The sequence below is a fragment of the Pseudomonas sp. Tn43 genome (assembly GCF_014192635.1).
In the GTDB taxonomy this organism is placed as follows: domain Bacteria; phylum Pseudomonadota; class Gammaproteobacteria; order Pseudomonadales; family Pseudomonadaceae; genus Aquipseudomonas.
This window is the reverse complement of record NZ_JACHYG010000003.1, coordinates 629,154-646,949: the sequence shown is the minus strand read 5'-3', so window position 1 is coordinate 646,949 and position 17,796 is coordinate 629,154. Positions and strand designations below refer to the sequence as shown.

Annotated in this window: 15 protein-coding genes; 11 read left to right on the top strand and 4 right to left on the bottom strand. The window is 58.8% G+C overall.

All coding sequences use genetic code 11. The annotated features are described in order from the left end of the window. Window positions 1-14: 14 nt before the first annotated feature. The 7 genes from FHW68_RS11565 (at window position 15) to FHW68_RS11535 (ending at window position 7,656) form a co-directional block, all read left to right on the top strand. Window positions 15-566 (top strand): glycine zipper 2TM domain-containing protein, encoded by a 552-nt coding sequence (locus tag FHW68_RS11565; protein WP_095631734.1) that lies wholly within the window; start codon window positions 15-17, stop codon window positions 564-566. A gap of 133 nt (window positions 567-699) precedes the next feature. Continuing rightward, on the top strand, window positions 700-1,596 hold the full coding sequence (gene xerD / locus FHW68_RS11560) for a site-specific tyrosine recombinase XerD (RefSeq protein WP_095631733.1): 897 nt from the start codon (window positions 700-702) through the stop codon (window positions 1,594-1,596). Between the two features lie 259 nt (window positions 1,597-1,855). After that, window positions 1,856-2,587 (top strand): bifunctional protein-disulfide isomerase/oxidoreductase DsbC, encoded by a 732-nt coding sequence (gene dsbC, locus FHW68_RS11555; RefSeq protein WP_095631732.1) that lies wholly within the window; start codon window positions 1,856-1,858, stop codon window positions 2,585-2,587. A 133-nt stretch (window positions 2,588-2,720) separates the two neighbouring features. Continuing rightward, complete coding sequence (locus tag FHW68_RS11550; protein ID WP_095631744.1) at window positions 2,721-4,025, top strand: homoserine dehydrogenase; 1,305 nt, start codon at window positions 2,721-2,723, stop codon at window positions 4,023-4,025. Window positions 4,026-4,133: 108 nt separating this feature from the next. Then, entirely contained in the window at window positions 4,134-5,543 is a 1,410-nt protein-coding gene (gene thrC / locus FHW68_RS11545; protein ID WP_095631731.1) for a threonine synthase, read from the top strand. A gap of 132 nt (window positions 5,544-5,675) precedes the next feature. After that, window positions 5,676-7,031, top strand: a complete 1,356-nt coding sequence (locus tag FHW68_RS11540; RefSeq protein WP_183680462.1) for a transporter substrate-binding domain-containing protein — start codon at window positions 5,676-5,678, stop codon at window positions 7,029-7,031. A gap of 337 nt (window positions 7,032-7,368) precedes the next feature. Beyond that, window positions 7,369-7,656, top strand: coding sequence for a DUF3509 domain-containing protein (locus FHW68_RS11535; protein ID WP_095631729.1), 288 nt, complete (start codon window positions 7,369-7,371; stop codon window positions 7,654-7,656). Between the two features lie 169 nt (window positions 7,657-7,825). On the opposite strand, the gene FHW68_RS11530 is transcribed toward FHW68_RS11535, so the two are convergent. Continuing rightward, window positions 7,826-8,752 (bottom strand): TIGR02285 family protein, encoded by a 927-nt coding sequence (locus tag FHW68_RS11530; protein WP_183680495.1) that lies wholly within the window; start codon window positions 8,750-8,752, stop codon window positions 7,826-7,828. After that, window positions 8,733-9,932 carry a CaiB/BaiF CoA-transferase family protein gene (locus tag FHW68_RS11525; RefSeq protein WP_183680460.1) on the bottom strand — a complete coding sequence of 400 codons (1,200 nt, stop codon included), beginning with the start codon at window positions 9,930-9,932 and terminating at the stop codon, window positions 8,733-8,735. The genes FHW68_RS11530 and FHW68_RS11525 overlap by 20 nt, the downstream gene beginning before the upstream one ends. 146 nt (window positions 9,933-10,078) lie before the next feature. Here FHW68_RS11525 and FHW68_RS11520 point away from each other — a divergent pair, with 146 nt between their 5' ends. The 3 genes from FHW68_RS11520 to FHW68_RS11510 all read left to right on the top strand — a co-directional run bounded on the left by FHW68_RS11520 (window position 10,079) and on the right by FHW68_RS11510 (window position 13,775). Continuing rightward, complete coding sequence (locus FHW68_RS11520) at window positions 10,079-10,621, top strand: YaeQ family protein (RefSeq protein WP_095631726.1); 543 nt, start codon at window positions 10,079-10,081, stop codon at window positions 10,619-10,621. Between the two features lie 66 nt (window positions 10,622-10,687). After that, on the top strand, window positions 10,688-12,397 hold the full coding sequence (recJ, locus tag FHW68_RS11515; protein ID WP_095631725.1) for a single-stranded-DNA-specific exonuclease RecJ: 1,710 nt from the start codon (window positions 10,688-10,690) through the stop codon (window positions 12,395-12,397). Between the two features lie 271 nt (window positions 12,398-12,668). Then, complete coding sequence (locus tag FHW68_RS11510; RefSeq protein WP_183680458.1) at window positions 12,669-13,775, top strand: NADH:flavin oxidoreductase/NADH oxidase; 1,107 nt, start codon at window positions 12,669-12,671, stop codon at window positions 13,773-13,775. A 193-nt stretch (window positions 13,776-13,968) separates the two neighbouring features. Here FHW68_RS11510 and FHW68_RS11505 read toward each other — a convergent pair whose 3' ends face one another. Continuing rightward, window positions 13,969-15,594, bottom strand: a complete 1,626-nt coding sequence (locus FHW68_RS11505) for a glucan biosynthesis protein D (RefSeq protein WP_183680456.1) — start codon at window positions 15,592-15,594, stop codon at window positions 13,969-13,971. A gap of 410 nt (window positions 15,595-16,004) precedes the next feature. Here FHW68_RS11505 and FHW68_RS11500 point away from each other — a divergent pair, with 410 nt between their 5' ends. After that, window positions 16,005-16,190, top strand: a complete 186-nt coding sequence (locus FHW68_RS11500; RefSeq protein ID WP_095631722.1) for a hypothetical protein — start codon at window positions 16,005-16,007, stop codon at window positions 16,188-16,190. 131 nt (window positions 16,191-16,321) lie between these two features. On the opposite strand, the gene FHW68_RS11495 is transcribed toward FHW68_RS11500, so the two are convergent. Next, window positions 16,322-17,746, bottom strand: a complete 1,425-nt coding sequence (locus FHW68_RS11495) for a gamma-aminobutyraldehyde dehydrogenase (RefSeq protein ID WP_095631721.1) — start codon at window positions 17,744-17,746, stop codon at window positions 16,322-16,324. Window positions 17,747-17,796 lie beyond the last annotated feature (50 nt).

Sequence of the window (17,796 nt, the reverse complement as noted above, 5' to 3'; positions counted from 1 at the left end):
GTCAGGAGGTTCATGTGAACAAGTCGTTGCTGGTTGGTGCGGTATTGGGTGCTGTCGGTGTCACTGCCGGGGGTGCTGTTGCCACCTACAACCTGGTTAAAAGCGGCCCTGAGTATGCGCAAGTGTTGGCCGTTGAGCCGGTCAAGACACAAATCAAGACTCCACGTGAAGTGTGCAAGGACGTTACGGTTACCCGGCAAGCGCCGGTAAAAGATCAACACCAGATCACCGGTACGGTGGTCGGCGCGCTGGCCGGTGGCCTGTTGGGCAACCAGATCGGCGGTGGTACAGGCAAGAAAATCGCCACAGTGGCCGGTGCGGTCGGCGGCGGTTATGCGGGCAACAAGGTGCAGGAAGGCATGCAGGAGCGTGACACCTACACCACCACTCAAACCCGCTGTAACACCGTGAATGACATCAGCGACAAAGTTGTAGGCTACGACGTTCGTTATTCGCTGGATGGCAAGGAAGGCAAAGTGCGGATGGATCGCGATCCGGGCAACCAGATTCCGGTCGACAAGGAAGGCAAGTTGATCCTGAGCCAGAACGAACCGGCTCAACAATAAGCTGAGCGCCTCAAGCAAAAAGAAGCATCTCGAGAGGGATGCTTTTTTTGTGCCTGAATTCTATGTTCGCCGCCAACGTGCTATGAAAGACTCCTCATTTTTCGCGGCCTTGCGCCTGCCTGTCCGAGACCCCATGCCTGCCATCGATCATCCCCTGATAGACCAGTTCCTTGACGCCCTGTGGCTGGAAAAAGGCCTGTCCGATAACACCCGCGATGCCTATCGCAGCGATTTGGCCCTATTCAACGGTTGGTTGCAGGAAAAGGGCCTGGAGTTGATCAACGCCGGTCGCGAGTTGATCCTCGATCACCTGGCCTGGCGCCTGGAGCAAAACTACAAGCCCCGTTCCACGGCGCGATTTCTTTCCGGTGTGCGTGGCTTTTATCGCTATTTATTGCGGGAAAAGCTGATCGCGGTCGATCCGACATTGCGCGTCGATATGCCCCAGCTAGGCCGGCCGTTGCCTAAGTCCTTGTCGGAAGCCGATGTGGAATCGCTGCTGGCTGCGCCAGACCTGAGCGAGGCAATCGGCCAGCGAGACCGCGCCATGCTGGAAGTGCTTTACGCCTGTGGCTTGCGGGTCACGGAGCTGATCAGCCTGACGCTGGAACAGGTCAACCTGCGCCAAGGCGTGTTGCGGGTGATGGGCAAGGGCAGCAAGGAACGACTGGTGCCGATGGGGGAGGAGGCGATTGTCTGGGTCGAGCGCTACATGCGCGATGCCCGTGGCGAGTTGCTGGGCGGGCGTCCCAGCGATGTACTGTTTCCCAGCCTGCGCGGCGAGCAGATGACTCGCCAGACTTTCTGGCATCGCATCAAACACCAGGCCAAGGTCGCCGGGATCGGCAAGTCGCTGTCGCCGCACACGCTACGCCATGCTTTCGCCACCCACTTGCTTAATCACGGCGCCGATTTGCGCGTGGTGCAAATGTTGCTCGGCCACAGCGATCTGTCGACAACCCAGATCTATACTCACGTCGCTCGTGCACGCTTGCAGGACCTGCATGCCAGGCATCATCCGCGCGGCTGATGCAGTTCCTGAAATGGAAATACCCCGGTGGCGAGGGGGCTTGCCCCCGTTGGGTTGCGAAGCAGCCCCTTTGTGGCGATCTCTGATATATGGACCCAGACGTGAGGATTGACGACTGCTGCGCAGCCGAACGGGGGCAAGCCCCCTCGCCACGGGGGCCTTATGTGGTAGGCTTTCCCGGTTTGCACGATGGGCGTTATGACCCGGTGTTCCGGCACAGGTGTTCGATCGTCCCATTTGTCCGCCTTCAGGAGTTCTCATGCGTCTGACCCAGATTTTCGCCGCCGCAGCCATTGCGGTGGTCAGTACCTTTGCCGCCGCCGATGACACGGCCGACAAAGCCATTCGTAAAAGCCTGCAAACCCTTGAGCTGGATGTGCCGATCGAAACTATCTCCGCCAGCCCGTTGCCAGGCCTGTATGAAGTTAAACTCAAGGGCAGCCGTGTGCTTTACGCCAGCGCTGATGGCCAATACGTCGTTCAGGGCTACCTGTTCCAGCTCAAGGATGGCAAACCGGTCAACCTGACCGAGAAGACCGAGCGCCTGGGCATTTCCAAACTGATCAATAACATTCCAGTGGCTGAAACCGTGGTTTACCCGGCCATCGGCGAAACCAAGTCGCACATCACTGTCTTCACCGACACCACTTGCCCTTACTGCCACAAGCTGCACGCCGAAGTGCCGGCGCTGAACAAACTGGGTATCGAAGTGCGTTATGTTGCGTTCCCTCGCCAGGGCCTGGGCTCGGCGGGTGACGAGCAACTGCAAGCCGTGTGGTGCTCCAAGGACAAGAAAGCGGCCATGGACAAAATGGTCGATGGCAAGGAAATCAAGGCCGCCAAGTGCGAGAACCCGGTAGCCAAGCAGTTCGCCCTCGGCCAGTCGATCGGCGTGAACGGTACACCGGCCATCGTTTTGGCCGACGGACAGGTCATTCCGGGCTACCAGCCTGCGCCACAAGTCGCCAAACTGGCATTGGGCGCGAAATAGTTTCGCATCGTCATGGTCAACCTTTGACGATCATGGTTCGGCGGCAATATTGTCGGGCCATTAATCGAGAGCCGCGAGTATGCGGTTGTTTTCACGGCCGGCCTTGAGTCGGCCGTTTTATGGGGAGTTCACAGTGAAACCGGTCAAAGTAGGCATCTGTGGGTTAGGGACCGTCGGTGGCGGTACCTTCAACGTACTTCAGCGCAACGCCGAGGAAATTGCTCGTCGTGCCGGGCGTGGAATCGAAGTGGCACAAATTGCCATGCGCACGCCAAAGCCTCAGTTCCAGACGACCGGTATTGCGATTACCAACGATGTGTTCGAAGTGGCCACGAACCCTGAGATCGACATCGTTATAGAGCTGATGGGCGGCTACACCGTTGCCCGCGAGCTGGTACTCAAGGCCATCGAGAATGGCAAGCATGTGGTCACCGCGAACAAGGCACTGATCGCCGTTCACGGTAATGAAATTTTCGCCAAGGCTCGCGAGAAAGGCGTGATCGTGGCATTCGAAGCGGCTGTGGCCGGCGGCATTCCCGTGATCAAAGCGATCCGTGAAGGTCTGTCCGCCAACCGCATCAACTGGGTGGCCGGGATCATCAACGGTACTGGCAACTTCATCCTCACCGAAATGCGGGAGAAGGGTCGCACCTTCGAAGACGTACTCGCCGAAGCGCAAGCCCTGGGTTATGCCGAAGCTGACCCGACTTTCGACGTCGAAGGCATCGACGCAGCCCACAAGCTGACGATCCTGGCGTCCATTGCGTTCGGCATTCCGTTGCAATTCGACAAGGCTTACACAGAAGGCATCACCAAGTTGACCACCGCTGACGTGAATTACGCCGAAGCGCTGGGCTATCGCATCAAGCACCTGGGCGTGGCGCGCAGCACCGCGGCCGGTATCGAGCTGCGAGTGCACCCGACGCTGATCCCGGCCGATCGCTTGATCGCCAACGTCAACGGCGTGATGAACGCGGTGATGGTCAACGGCGATGCTGCCGGTTCGACCTTGTACTACGGTGCCGGCGCCGGCATGGAGCCGACCGCTTCGTCGGTGATCGCTGATCTGGTGGACGTGGTTCGCGCCATGACTTCCGATCCGGAAAACCGCGTGCCGCACCTGGCTTTCCAGCCGGATTCTCTGTCGGCCCATCCGATCCTGCCGATCGAAGCCTGCGAAAGCGCTTACTACCTGCGCATTCAGGCCAAGGACCATCCGGGCGTACTGGCTCAGGTGGCGAGCATCCTGTCGGAGCGCGGTATCAACATCGAATCGATCATGCAGAAAGAAGTCGAAGAGCATGACGGTCTGGTGCCAATGATCCTGCTGACCCATCGTGTGCAAGAACAGCACATGAACGACGCGATCAGCGCCCTGGAGGCCTTGGAAGGCGTGGTCGGTCCGGTCGTACGAATCCGCGTCGAGCACTTGAACTAACAACAGCAGCGGCAAGCTGCAAGCCTCAAGCGGCAAGTCAAAGGCAGTTCGGCTTTTACTTGCAGCTTGTAGCTCGTAGCTTGCAGCTCAAACCAAAGGTTTGCCCCTATGCGTTATATCAGTACCCGCGGCCAGGCACCGGCCCTGAATTTCGAAGATGTCCTGCTGGCCGGTCTCGCCACCGACGGCGGTCTGTACGTCCCGGAAAACCTGCCACGTTTTACTCAGGAAGAAATCGCTTCCTGGGCCGGCCTGCCATATCACGAGCTGGCCTTCCGGGTAATGCGCCCGTTCGTGACCGGCAGCATCCCCGATGCCGATTTCAAAAAGATTCTTGAACAAACGTACGGCGTGTTTTCCCACAACGCCGTGGCGCCGTTGCGTCAGCTCAATGGCAACGAATGGGTGCTGGAGCTGTTCCACGGCCCGACCCTGGCTTTCAAGGACTTCGCCCTGCAATTGCTCGGTCGCTTGCTCGACTACGTGCTGGAAAAACGCGGTGAGCGCGTGGTGATTGTTGGCGCCACCTCCGGTGACACCGGCTCGGCCGCCATCGAAGGTTGCAAGCACTGCGAAAACGTCGACATCTTCATCCTGCACCCGCACAACCGTGTGTCCGAAGTGCAGCGTCGCCAGATGACCACCATCTTCGGCGAAAACATCCATAACATCGCCATCGAAGGCAACTTCGATGACTGCCAGGAAATGGTCAAGGCCAGCTTCGCCGACCAGAGCTTCCTCAAAGGTACGCGCCTGGTCGCGGTGAACTCGATCAACTGGGCGCGGATCATGGCCCAGATCGTTTACTACTTCCACGCAGCCCTGCAGCTGGGTGGTCCGGCGCGTTCGGTGTCGTTCTCGGTGCCGACCGGCAACTTCGGCGATATCTTCGCCGGTTACCTGGCGCGCAACATGGGCCTGCCGATCAATCAGTTGATCGTCGCCACCAACCGCAACGACATCCTGCACCGCTTCATGAGCGGCAATCAGTACGTCAAGGAAACCCTGCACGCCACGCTGTCGCCGTCCATGGACATCATGGTGTCGTCGAACTTCGAACGCCTGCTATTCGACCTGCACGGTCGTAACGGCGCGGCAATAGCCGGCTTGATGGACACCTTCAAGCAGGGCGGCGGTTTCAGCGTCGAAGAGGAGCGTTGGACCGAGGCACGTAAACTGTTCGATTCGCTGGCCGTGGACGACGCCCAAACGTGCGAAACCATTGCCGAAGTGTTTGCGCAAACCGGCGAACTGCTGGATCCGCACACCGCTATCGGCGTGAAGGCTGCGCGCGAATGCCGGCGCAGCCTGGATATCCCGATGGTGATCCTCGGTACTGCCCATCCGGTCAAATTCCCGGACGCAGTGGAAAAAGCCGGTGTAGGAAAAGCACTCGAACTACCTGCACATCTTTCTGATTTGTTTGAGCGAGATGAACGTTGCACCGTATTGCCGAACGACCTGAAAGCCGTGCAGGCCTTTGTCAGTCAGCATGGCAACCGCGGCAAGCCGCTGTAACCGGTAAAAGCTGTCACATTTTGAAGCCCGTCTCCTGACGGGCTTTCTCATTTCTGCATGCCACACTTGCCGGGTTTCTTAAAAGAAGAGCCGCCCATGAAGGACGGGCGAGACGATTACCAAGGAAGTGGCATGCTGTTTTTCAGAGGGTTTAAACCAGCCGTGTGCTGGATGTTTTTGCTGGGCGCCCTGGGCTTTGGGTCATGGGTGAAGGGTGCACAATTGGCGACACATGAGTCCCGGGAGCCAACCACCGTCGAACGCGTTGAGCTGGATGCTCAGGAGCGGCAATGGATTGCTGAACATCCGACGGTTATCGTGGCGTCGGCGCAATACCCGCTGTATCTGTTCAAGGATGAGCATGGTCACTGGAGCGGTCTGAACAACGATATGCTCAACCGCATCAGCGCCATGACAGGGTTGCGGTTCGTTCATGAAGAGTCGTTTTCCACCGACCAATTACTGGAGCGTCTGGAAAGCGGTGCGGCGGACATGAGTACGACGCTGGCAATGAATGACGAACGCAAGGTGTTTCTGGATTTCAGTCATGCATTTGGCGGGGCGGGCTGGGTGCTCGTAGGACTGGCCAGCACCCCGGCGATACAGTCTCTGGACCAGATTTCGAAAAGAGTCCTGGTTTTGCCGACCCGTCACGCCCTGGAGGGCACGATTCGTCGAGACTACCCGGCAATTGAGCTGCGCTCGGTCAAAACCTACGCTGAAGCACGGGCACTGGTAGAAAGCGGCGAGGCCTATGCCACGATTGAGAACGAAATCGGCGCGCAGCTCTATCCCTCGGGTCGACTCAAGGTCGGGCCTGCGGTGGAGGGTAAATGGGAGACTGATCATTTGGCCGTCCGCAAAGCGCAGCCACAGTTATTGAGCATCCTCAACAAGGCGCTCGAAGCATTTCCACCCGACGAATTACGCGCCATGCGGTTGAAATGGCTTAACGGAACTGCGTCGGTACACGCGCCCTCGACCTGGCAGCGGATAACCCGGTGGGGGTGCTGGAGCATGTTCATCGTCAGCCTGTTCGGCTTGCTCTCATTGCTTTGGAATCGCAGGCTTGCGGCACTGATCAAGCAACGTCGGGACGCCGAAAAAGACCTCAATGACCAGCTCGCATTCCAGCATGCATTGATCGACGCCATGCCCGATCCGATGTTCGTGCGTGATCTGCAAGGGCGTTTGATCATGTGCAACAAAAGCTATGAAGAGCGCTTGTCGACCCGTTTCGACCAGGTTCAGGGGCGACAGCTGATCGAACTTGATGTCTTGCCCAAAGAGACTGCCGAGCAGTTGCACGCCGAGTTTATGGCCCAGCTCGGTACGCGCAAGACCCGTTTCAGCGAACGTCAGTTGATATTCAAGGATGGCGTCAGGGACATCTACCAGTGGACGGTACCGTTTTACAGCGCGGACGGCCAATTGCGAGGACTGCTGGGCGGGTGGAGCGACATTGGTAAGCGTACACGCCAGGTGTGAATTGCAATACGATCTGTAGCAGCTGCCGAGCCCTGGCGAGGCTGCGTTCGGCTGCGAAGCAGTCGTGAATCCAGGCAGCGCGGTACTTCAGCCAGACCTTGCAAGCAGGTTTTACGACTGCTGCGCAGCCGAACGCAGCCTCGCCAAGGCTCGACAGCTGCTACAAGTAAACATGAATCGCTGTTTTTTTACTGTCATCTTGACCGTGCATGCTCTATCTACCAGAGGCGCCGGTGCGCCTGCCGTTGGAATCAAGAACTTTCTTCTCGGGCCTGTGGTCATTTATTGTGGTCGCACCCCAGGCACTTTGTTTTCGGACTATTGAGTGGTGATCGAGATGGAAAGTATCAGTCTATTGCTCGGTGAGGCTCTGAGCCCGTATCAGGTCACGTTGACCCCGTCGGGTGCCCAGGGCGAATGTTTGGTGACACTGAAAAGTACGAGCGGCGCAACCGTGGTTGAACGGACGTTCAATCACGATCAGTTAACCGATAAACGTCTGCTGACGGATGTCGTCGACGGCCTGCACCGTGACGTGCTGATTGCTGAAGGACGCCTGGAGCCCTGTGTCATCGCAGCCTTGCGCAATGCGGCTCAGGACAAGATTCTGGCCAGCCGAAATTGAATGATTTTTTGTGGGAACCTTCCTGCGCCACGTTCAGTCAGACTTTGTAACAGCAGGATCAAGCATTGTGCTCCGGTGCTTGTAGCTTGTTGTCACTGGCCTGGTTCAGGCCACGTTTAACCCCGAGATGTCTCCCCACTTCTCGGGGTTTCTTTTTGCCTGCGATTTGTCATTGTGCGGCCTGACGCTCGAAAAAGGCTCTGGTTTCTTCCAGGTAGTCCTTGCGTCTTTGTGGGTCGAGCCAGTCGGCGTACAGCGGGGCCAGGCGCTCGCGGGGCAAGGCACGCAATAGCTGGTTGATTTCACTGATCGCCTGTCGCCCCAGGGGCGTGTTCGAGCAGCCGATGTATCCGGACAAGTATTTACCCGTGCCTTTGACCGGATAAAACTCCAACTGATCATCGGCAATCTGTTCCTGGTGAGCCTGATAGCGGATTTCCGGCCAGTAACCCAAGACCACTTGCAAGCGACCCAGGCGCTGCATCTGCAACAGACTGCCGAGGGCGTTGTTACCGTAGTGGGGCATCAGCGCGCCGGGCGGCGCCTGTTGCAGCAGTGTGTCGAGGAACTGACCGTAACGGCGCTCGGCCACTACACCGACTTTCTCTCGACGGCTGGCCAACAGTGCTGCCAAATCGACTTCATCGCCAAAGAGAAAGGGCTCCAACACCGACCGATCTTCACGTCGAATCACCAGCCCATTGCTGACCGCCCGGAAGGCCGGAATGGAAAACGCGATCGATTGTTCACGCTCCTCGCTCCAGATCAGCGAAGGGTCGCAGGTGAAAGACTTCTCATGGAGCATTTGCATGCCACGGGCGCGATTGACCCGCATCAGGGTGTGTTCGTACTGCGGCATCCCGGCGATCAACAGCGGCATCAGCTGATCGATGACGCCTTGGCCTTTTTTCGGGCCTTCGAAGACCGTCAGTGGCGGCAGGTCGCGCAGCAGCCAGAACAAATGTTCCTTAGGTTGCGCAAGGGCCGGGGATATCAACCCCGCCAACAGCCCGAGCACCGCCAGCACACGCCCGATGCCGGCGTCATCGATTGCGGATGAAAGCAGGCGCTTCAGCTTAGATGGCACCGTCTTCACGCAACCGTGCGATCTGTGCCGGTTCATAGCCGAGGTCGTGAAGTACTTGCGCATTGTGTTCACCCAGCTGCGGCCCGACCCATTCGGAGCTGCCGGGCGTCTCAGAGAGTTTCGGCACGATGCCAGGCATCTTGAAGTCTTTGCCGTCGGGCAGCTTGGCTTGCAAGAACATTTCACGGGCCAGGTACTGCGGATCGCTGAACATGTCTTCGGCACTGAAAATCCGGCTGGCGGGAACGTCGGCCTGGTTCAGTTGCTCGATCACTGCGTCCAGCGGCAGCGAGTTGACCCAGCGATCGATCACCCCGTAAATCTCGTCGCGACGGCTGTCACGTCCGTCGTTGCTGGCCAGCGCAGGATCATTGGCCAGGTCTTCACGACCGATGAGCAGCATGAAACGCTTGAAGATCGCATCGCCATTGGCCCCAATCTGTACGTGTTTGCCATCAGCGCTGGTATGGATAGAGGAGGGCGTGATGCCCGGCATGATGTTGCCGGTGCGCTCACGGATGAAGCCGAACACATCGAACTCCGGGACCATGCTTTCCATCATGGCAAAGATCGCTTCGTACAGCGCCACATCCACCACTTGGCCCAAGCCGCCGTTGACCTCGCGATGCCGCAAGGCCATCAGTGCGCCGATCACGCCCCAGAGCGCGGCAATCGAATCGCCGATGGAGATCCCGGTGCGCACCGGCGGCCGGTCCTCGAACCCGGTGATGTAGCGCAGGCCGCCCATGGATTCACCGACCGCGCCGAAGCCTGGCTGATCTTTCATTGGCCCGGTCTGGCCAAAGCCCGAAAGCCGCACCATCACCAGTTTGGGGTTCAGTGCATGCAAGACTTCCCAACCCAGGCCAAGCTTTTCCAGCACGCCGGGGCGGAAATTCTCGATCAGGATGTCTGCTTCGCTGAGCAGCTGTTTAAGAATCGCCAGGCCATCCGGGTGTTTCAGGTTCAGGGTCAAAGACTTCTTGTTACGCGCCTGAACGAACCACCACAGCGAAGTACCTTCATACAACTTGCGCCATTTGCGCAACGGATCACCGCCGTCCGGGGACTCGATCTTGATCACTTCGGCGCCGAACTCGCCGCAAATACGCGAGGCAAACGGCCCGGCAATCAACGTACCCAATTCGATGACTTTCAGACCTGAGAGCGGTTTGCTGGAGAACGGCATACTGAATCCTGTAGGACAAAGGCTGAGCGGATGCAGAGTTTTAACATAGGCCGAGGTCCATCGCCCAAAGTTGATGCCTTCAATTCGTTGATTACCTGTTGCATCGGTTAGACTTGCCGCCTTTCCTCGTATCAAGAAGCCCGTTCATGGCCCAGCCGTCCACAACCTACAAGTTTGAACTGAACCTCACCGACCTCGACCGCAGCGTCTACGAGAATGTGAAGCAGACCATTGCCCGTCACCCTTCGGAAACCGAAGAGCGCATGACCGTGCGGCTGCTGGCTTACGCCTTCTGGTACAACGAGCAGTTGTCCTTCGGTCGCGGTCTGTCAGACGTGGATGAACCGGCGTTGTGGGAAAAGAGCCTGGATGACCGTGTTCTGCACTGGATCGAAGTCGGCCAGCCAGACGCCGATCGCCTGACCTGGTGCTCGCGCCGCACCGAGCGTACCAGCCTGCTGGCCTACGGCAGCCTGCGGGTCTGGGAAACCAAAGTGATCCCGGCGATCAAAAACCTGAAGAACGTTCACATCGCCGCCGTGCCTCAGGACGTGCTGGAAACCCTGGCCAAGGACATGCCGCGCGTTATCAAGTGGGATGTGATGATCAGCGAAGGAACGATTTTCGTCACCGACGACCGTGGTCAGCACGAAGTCCAGTTGCAGTGGCTGAGCGGTGAACGCGGCTGATTATTCGCCGCTGAACTGTGTTCCCCGGTTTTATCCTACGTATTCAAGAGAAGCACCCGTCACCCCATGCGCATCGAACCTCGCCTGTTGCCCGACACCCTGCCATTTCTCGGTGATATTCCACCGCTGTTGACCCGCCTTTACGCAGCTCGCGGCGTGCAATCGGAGGCTGAACTGGACAAGAGCCTGGCGCGGTTGATTCCATATCAGCAGCTCAAAGGCATCGATGCGGCGGTGGATTTACTGGTGACGGCCCTGGAACAGCGTCAGCGGATCCTGATCGTCGGCGACTTCGACGCAGACGGTGCGACGGCCAGTACCGTGGGCATGCTGGGGTTGCGCCTGCTGGGCGCGGCGCATGTCGACTATCTGGTGCCGAACCGGTTCGAGTACGGCTACGGCCTGACGCCGGAGATCGTCGAGGTGGCGCTGACCCGCGAGCCGCACCTGCTGATCACCGTGGACAACGGCATCTCCAGCGTCGAAGGCGTGGCGGCGGCAAAAAAGGCCGGGCTCAAGGTGCTGGTCACCGATCACCACTTGCCTGGCGATGAACTGCCGTTGGCCGATGCCATCGTCAATCCGAATCAGCCGGGTTGCGCGTTTCCGAGCAAAGCCCTGGCCGGTGTCGGGGTGATCTTCTATGTGCTGATGGCCCTGCGCGCGCGCTTGCGCAGCCTGGGTTGGTACCAGAGCAAGCCGCAGCCGAACATCGGCGAACTGCTGGACCTGGTGGCACTGGGCAGCGTCGCCGATGTGGTGCCGCTGGATGCCAACAACCGGATTCTGGTGCATCAGGGCCTGGAGCGGATTCGCGCCGGGCGTGCGCGGCCGGGCATCAAGGCGATCCTTGAAGTGGCCAAGCGCGACCATTCGCGCATTACCTCCACTGATCTTGGCTTCATCCTCGGCCCGCGTCTGAACGCGGCGGGGCGCCTGGACGACATGAGCCTGGGCATCGAATGCCTGCTCACTGAAGACGCGGCGGCTGCCCGTGAAATGGCCGCTCAGCTGGATGGCATGAACCAGGACCGCAAATCCATCGAGCAGGGCATGCAGCGTGAGGCGCTGGCCCAACTCAAGGATTTGCCGGTGGAATCGATGCCGTTCGGCCTGTGCCTGTTCGATCCCGAGTGGCACCAGGGTGTCATCGGAATCCTCGCCTCGCGTATGAAAGAGCGCTATTTCCGTCCGACCATTGCCTTTGCCGATGCCGGCGATGGCCTGCTCAAGGGCTCGGGGCGTTCGGTTCAGGGCTTTCATATTCGCGACGCCTTGAGCGTGGTCGCGGCGCAACACCCGAACCTGATCAGCAAATACGGCGGCCACGCCATGGCGGCGGGCCTGACCTTGCCGGAAGCGAATTTTCCGTTATTCGCCGAGGCCTTTGACGCTGAAGTACGTAGGCAAATGCGCGAAGAAGACCTGACCGGGCGCCTGTTGTCGGACGGTACGTTGGCGGTCGAAGAGTTTCACCTGGAACTGGCCCGCGCCCTGCGCCACGCCGGGCCTTGGGGGCAACACTTCCCGGAGCCGCTGTTTCATGGGGTGTTTCAGTTGGTCGAGCAACGCGTTGTGGGGGAGCGGCACCTCAAAGTGGTGCTGAGAAGTGAATGCGGTTCGGTGAAGCTGGACGGCATTGCCTTCGGTATCGACCGCGATATCTGGCCGAATCCGACCATCAAGTGGGTCGAACTGGCTTACAAGCTCGACCTTAACGAGTTTCGTGGGAACGAGACCGTTCAGTTGATGATTGCCCACATCGAACCGCGTTGACCCCATCGCGGGCAAGCCCACTCCCAAAGGATCTATATCGTCCTTGTGGGAGCGGGCTTGCCCGCGATAGCGATCTCCCTGACGCCAATTATCCCCGGAACCCTCCCTCATCTTCCCAATGTCGACTAGTCTCTAAGCACTGCTTGATTATCCTTGTGACGTTTTGTCGAATTTTTTGCCCGCGGGGGCGGGTGCTGCACCCTTTTTCCTGTCACTCGTCGACTATTCAAACAGAACCCTGGAGCCTGCCCACTGATTCGAGAGGTGCCCCATGAGTCTGCTGCTTGAACCCTATACCCTTCGTCAATTGACCCTGCTTAACCGCATCGCGGTGTCACCGATGTGCCAATACTCCAGCGTCGATGGGCTGGCCAATGACTGGCATTTGGTCCACCTCGGCAGCCGCGCTATCGGCGGCGCTGGTCTGGTATTCACCGAAGCCACGGCGGTCACCGCTGAGGGGCGCATTACCGCCCAGGACCTCGGTCTCTGGAATGATCGACAGATTGAACCCCTGCAGCGTATTACGCGCTTCATCACCGCGCAGGGCGCTGTTGCCGGCATTCAGTTGGCGCACGCCGGGCGCAAGGCCAGCACGCATCGGCCGTGGCTCGGCAAACATGGCAGCATTAAGACGGAGGACGGTGGCTGGATCCCCGTCGGCCCTTCGCCAATCGCTTTCGACCCTCAGCACACACCCCCCAAGCAACTCGATGAAGGCGAGATCGCGGACATCATTCAAGCGTTCGTCGATTCCGCCAAACGGGCGCTGACCGCCGGTTTCAAAGTGGTCGAGGTGCACGCCGCCCACGGTTACCTGTTGCACCAGTTTCTTTCGCCCCTGAGCAATCAGCGGCGCGATCAGTACGGCGGTTCGTTCGAAAACCGGATTCGGCTGGTGCTGCAAGTGACCGAAGCGGTGCGTGCGGTGTGGCCTGAAGAGTTACCGGTGTTTGTGCGGGTATCGGCCACCGATTGGGTGGAAGATGGCTGGAACCCCGATGAAACTGTGGAGCTGGCGCGACGCCTCAAAGATCTGGGCGTGGACCTGATCGATGTTTCATCGGGCGGTACGGCGGTAAACGCCGAGATTCCTACAGGCCCCGGTTATCAGACCCGCTTCGCCGAGCGCGTACGCAAGGAGTCAGGCATTGCCACTGGCACGGTAGGAATGATCACCGAACCGGCCCAGGCCGAGCACATTCTGCGTACCTGCCAGGCCGACATCATCTTCCTCGCCCGGGAGTTGTTGCGTGACCCGTACTGGCCGCTGCATGCCGATGACGATCTGGGTGGGCACAAAGCTATCTGGCCGGCGCAATATCATCGGGCGACCCACCGCGACCAGCCAATTCATGAATCGGATTTGCGTGACTAGAAGGCCGCTGTAAATACCAAAAAGCCCCGGTCGAGTTGACCGGGGCTTTTTTGCGTTTCTGTGCTGAGATGTTTGTTGTCTGTCAGGCCGTCTTCGCGGGCAAGCCTCGCTCCTGCAAGGCGGAGCGTTCATCACCGATCCCGTAGGAGCGAGGCTTGCCCGCGAAGGGGCCATTTCAGACCCCGACTAACTCTCAGGTGTACTTACGCTTATCAGGTGCAGGCGGGAAATACTGATACAACCAGGTTTCACTCAACGTCCGGTCATTGGTGCGAATGAACAACCGCAGCTCCACCGGGGCAACGCTGTCGTTGGTCGGGTACCAGTCGAAGGTAATGCGATAACCCTTGATGTCATCGAGCACCAACACGTTGAAGTCCTTCACTTGGCCATTCGAGCAAGTCACCACCGGCTCGATCCCCGTGCCTTCAGGCAAGCGGTCCAGACCGCCGCCGGTAAAGTCCACGGCAAAGCGTCGTGCCCAGACCTCTGGGTAATGCTCACCCGGCGCCCAGCCTTCAATGAAACCGCCCATGCCCGAACGGGTCGCATTGACCCGTGCCAGTGGCGTACTCACTGGCGGCAGAGCACTCCAGTAGAGCTTGTAGCCGTAGTTGAGGGAATCCCCGGCCGCGACCGGTTTTTTCGGCGTCCAGAACGCAACGATGTTATCCAGGGTTTCGCCGGTTGTAGGAATTTCCAGCAAATCGATAGAGCCTTCGCCCCATGCGGTTGTAGGTTCTACCCACAGACTCGGGCGCTTGCTGTACCAATCGACGGTGTCTTGATAATTGGCGAACTCGTGATCGGTCTGCACCAGGCCGAACCCTTTGGGATTGGTGTCGGCAAAGGCATTGAATTGCAAGGTGGCCGGGTTATTCAGCGGGCGGCAGATCCATTCGCCGTTGCCGCGCCACATCGCCAGGCGATCAGAATCGTGGATTTGCGGGTGAATGGTGTCGCACATACGCCGTTCGTGGGTGCCGCAGCTGAACATGCTGGTCATCGGCGCGATGCCCAGTTGCTCGATAGCGGTGCGGGCATTGACGTGAGCGTCGACTTCCATCACCACACGCTCGGCCTGGCAATCGATGTCAAAACGGTAGGCGCCGGTGGCGCTCGGCGAATCGAGCAGGGCATAAACCACGAAACGGGTGCTGTCTTTATCCGGGGTTTCGAACCAGAACTTGGTGAAGTCCGGGAATTCTTCGCGCTTCTTGGCGTACGTATCGATCGCCAGGCCGCGGGCCGACAAACCGTACTGCCCGGTGGCGTCCACCGCGCGGAAATAGCTGGCCCCCAGGAACGACAACACGTCGTGCTTATCCAGCTCTGGAGCTTTGAACAGCTTGAACCCGGCAAAACCCAGATCGCCTTTGAGCTGTTTAGTGTCGACGGTGGTTTTTTCGTAGTTGAACAGCGACGGACGGAAATGCACCTCGCGCGCCAGTCGAGTCTTGGGATCGACGCTGTACATGCGCACCGGTTGCTTGAAACCCATGCCGACGTGGAAAAACTGCACGTCCAGCTGACCTTTCAGGTCCTTCCACAGCGAGTGATTGCCGTCATAGCGAATCGCGTTGAAGTTCTGCGGTGTCATGGTCGCCAGCGTCGGTGGCAGCACCTGTTTGGTGTCCTGATAAGGCTTGCCGGCGAGCTGTCTGGCCTGGCTCTTCAGCGCTTCGAATTCGAACGCCACGGCGTCGCCATCAGCCGTGCTGCTGTCAGCCCAGGCGCGTGCGGCCAATAGACCGGTGGCCGAAAGACCGGTGTAAGCCGCGATGGCCATGGAGGCTTTGAGCAAATTCCTGCGGTGCATAAGTACAACCTGTCGTGAACAATCCCGCGCCGTTCCTGGCACGTGCTGGATCAGAAATAACGGTTCGGACATGCCTTGGCCAAACGCAACGGACTTTAGAGCAGATGCCAATAAGCTTAAACCGTTCAGTTGCAGAGCAAAAATGATTGATGGCACAGCGACAGCGCAGCAATGAAACAAGACATTTCAGGTAACGTTTCTCACAGCACTTTCTGATTTATAGGGCATATCTGCTTTTTTCGACTAATTACTCTAAAAACTGCTTTTCAGCGCCGATTAAATTTCTATTCTATGGGCATGACCGGTTTCGGCCCTTCAGGCCGGTGGGTTCAGCGTGCACAAGACAGCCGCTGAAAGTGATAGGGCGATGCGGTTTGCAGTTTTCTCTGACGTATAGAAGGACATCGTCCATGTCGAAAGTACAAGGCATCACTGAAATGTTAGGACTCTTTCCCTGCCTGACCACTGGTCGGCGAAGGCGTCGGCTGAGTTTGGAAGAGATGAAATTGGTGGAGCGGTATCGCGAGCTGTCGGAAAGCGACCGGATTGCGATGCGGTATCTGGTGGATGCGATGCGCAGTGTTTCGCGGTTTTGAGCGCAGGTGGTTACCGTGAGAGCCATTTCGGCTTTTATGGAGTTAAGCCACCGATGTCTGCCATGGTTGTGCGGTGAGGCATTCGCGGGCAAGCCTCGCTCCTGCAGGAGCGAGGCTTGCCCGCGAAGCTTTCAATGCTTGAACATCACATGCCGAACAACGGTGTAATCCTCCAGCCCATACATCGACATGTCTTTCCCGTAACCGGACAGTTTCTGACCGCCATGGGGCATTTCGCTGACCAGCATGAAGTGGGTGTTCACCCACGTGCAGCCGTATTGCAAGCGGGCAGACAGGCGATGGGCGCGGCCGACGTCCGTGGTCCAGACCGATGACGCCAGGCCGTAGTCTGAATCGTTGGCCCAGGCCAGCGCCTGTGCTTCATCGGTGAACCTGGTGACCGACACTACGGGGCCGAACACTTCGCGGCGCACGATTTCGTCATCCTGTTGCACGTCGGCCAGCACCGTTGGCTCAAAGAAGAAGCCATTGCCTTCCACCGCTTTGCCACCCGTGATCAAGCGAATGTGCGGTTGCGCCATGGCACGCTCAACCAAACCGGTCACGCGGTCGCGATGCTGGGCGCTGATCAACGGGCCAAGCTCCGTCGATGGATCGTCCTGCGAGCCGTACTTGATACTGCTGACGGCCGCACCGAGTTTCTCGACGAACTGGTCATAGATGCCTGCTTGCGCGTAAATGCGGCAGGCCGCGGTGCAATCTTGACCGGCGTTGTAAAAACCGAAAGTGCGAATGCCCTCCACGGCGGCATCGATGTCGGCATCGTCGAAGACGATCACCGGTGCCTTGCCGCCCAGTTCCATGTGCAGGCGTTTGACGTTGCCGGCGGTGCTGGAAATGATGTTCGAGCCGGTAGCGATGGAACCGGTCAGCGACACCATGCGCACTTTCGGGTGATTGACCAGTGCGGTACCGACCGCGGAACCACGGCCGTATACCAGATTAAGGACACCGGCCGGGAAGATGTCCAACGCCAGTTCTGCCAGGCGCAGGGCGGTCAGCGGGGTTTGCTCCGACGGCTTGAGCACCACGGTATTACCGGCGGCCAGGGCCGGGGCGATTTTCCAGGCGAGCATCATCAGCGGGTAGTTCCACGGCGCGATGGAGGCAATCACGCCCACCGGGTCGCGGCGGATCATCGAGGTGTGGCCGGGCAAATATTCACCCCCCAGCGCGCCGCTCATGCAACGACTGGCGCCAGCGAAGAAACGGAACACGTCGGCAATCGCCGGGATCTCATCGTTCAGCGCAGCGCTGTAAGGTTTGCCGCAGTTGTCCGACTCCAGTCTGGCCAACTCGTCGCCGTGGGTTTCGATGATGTCGGCGAGTTTGAGCAGCAGCAACGAACGTTCTTTCGGCGTGGTTTGCGACCAGGCCTGGAAGGCGTTGTCGGCGGCCCGCACCGCCGCATCGATCTGGGCTTCGCTGGCTTCATTGACTTCTACCAGTACACGGCCGAGGACCGGATTGAACACGGCTTGGGCAGGGCCGTCGCCGTTGACGAGTTGGCCGTTGATCAAGAGTTTGGTTTGCATGGCTATGCCCTCATCGAAGCGATTGTATTTCTGTCGGAACCGAACCCTGT

Excerpts from the sequence above, each read along its gene's own strand:
- xerD (WP_095631733.1), top strand. The coding sequence starts at position 700 with ATGCCTGCCATCGATCATCCCCTGATAGACCAGTTCCTTGACGCCCTG.
- dsbC (WP_095631732.1), top strand. The coding sequence starts at position 1,856 with ATGCGTCTGACCCAGATTTTCGCCGCCGCAGCCATTGCGGTGGTCAGT.
- thrC (WP_095631731.1), top strand. The coding sequence starts at position 4,134 with ATGCGTTATATCAGTACCCGCGGCCAGGCACCGGCCCTGAATTTCGAA.
- FHW68_RS11540 (WP_183680462.1), top strand. The coding sequence starts at position 5,676 with ATGCTGTTTTTCAGAGGGTTTAAACCAGCCGTGTGCTGGATGTTTTTG.
- FHW68_RS11535 (WP_095631729.1), top strand. The coding sequence starts at position 7,369 with ATGGAAAGTATCAGTCTATTGCTCGGTGAGGCTCTGAGCCCGTATCAG.
- FHW68_RS11525 (WP_183680460.1), bottom strand. The coding sequence starts at position 9,932 with ATGCCGTTCTCCAGCAAACCGCTCTCAGGTCTGAAAGTCATCGAATTG.
- FHW68_RS11520 (WP_095631726.1), top strand. The coding sequence starts at position 10,079 with ATGGCCCAGCCGTCCACAACCTACAAGTTTGAACTGAACCTCACCGAC.
- recJ (WP_095631725.1), top strand. The coding sequence starts at position 10,688 with ATGCGCATCGAACCTCGCCTGTTGCCCGACACCCTGCCATTTCTCGGT.
- FHW68_RS11510 (WP_183680458.1), top strand. The coding sequence starts at position 12,669 with ATGAGTCTGCTGCTTGAACCCTATACCCTTCGTCAATTGACCCTGCTT.
- FHW68_RS11505 (WP_183680456.1), bottom strand. The coding sequence starts at position 15,594 with ATGCACCGCAGGAATTTGCTCAAAGCCTCCATGGCCATCGCGGCTTAC.
- FHW68_RS11500 (WP_095631722.1), top strand. The coding sequence starts at position 16,005 with ATGTCGAAAGTACAAGGCATCACTGAAATGTTAGGACTCTTTCCCTGC.
- FHW68_RS11495 (WP_095631721.1), bottom strand. The coding sequence starts at position 17,746 with ATGCAAACCAAACTCTTGATCAACGGCCAACTCGTCAACGGCGACGGC.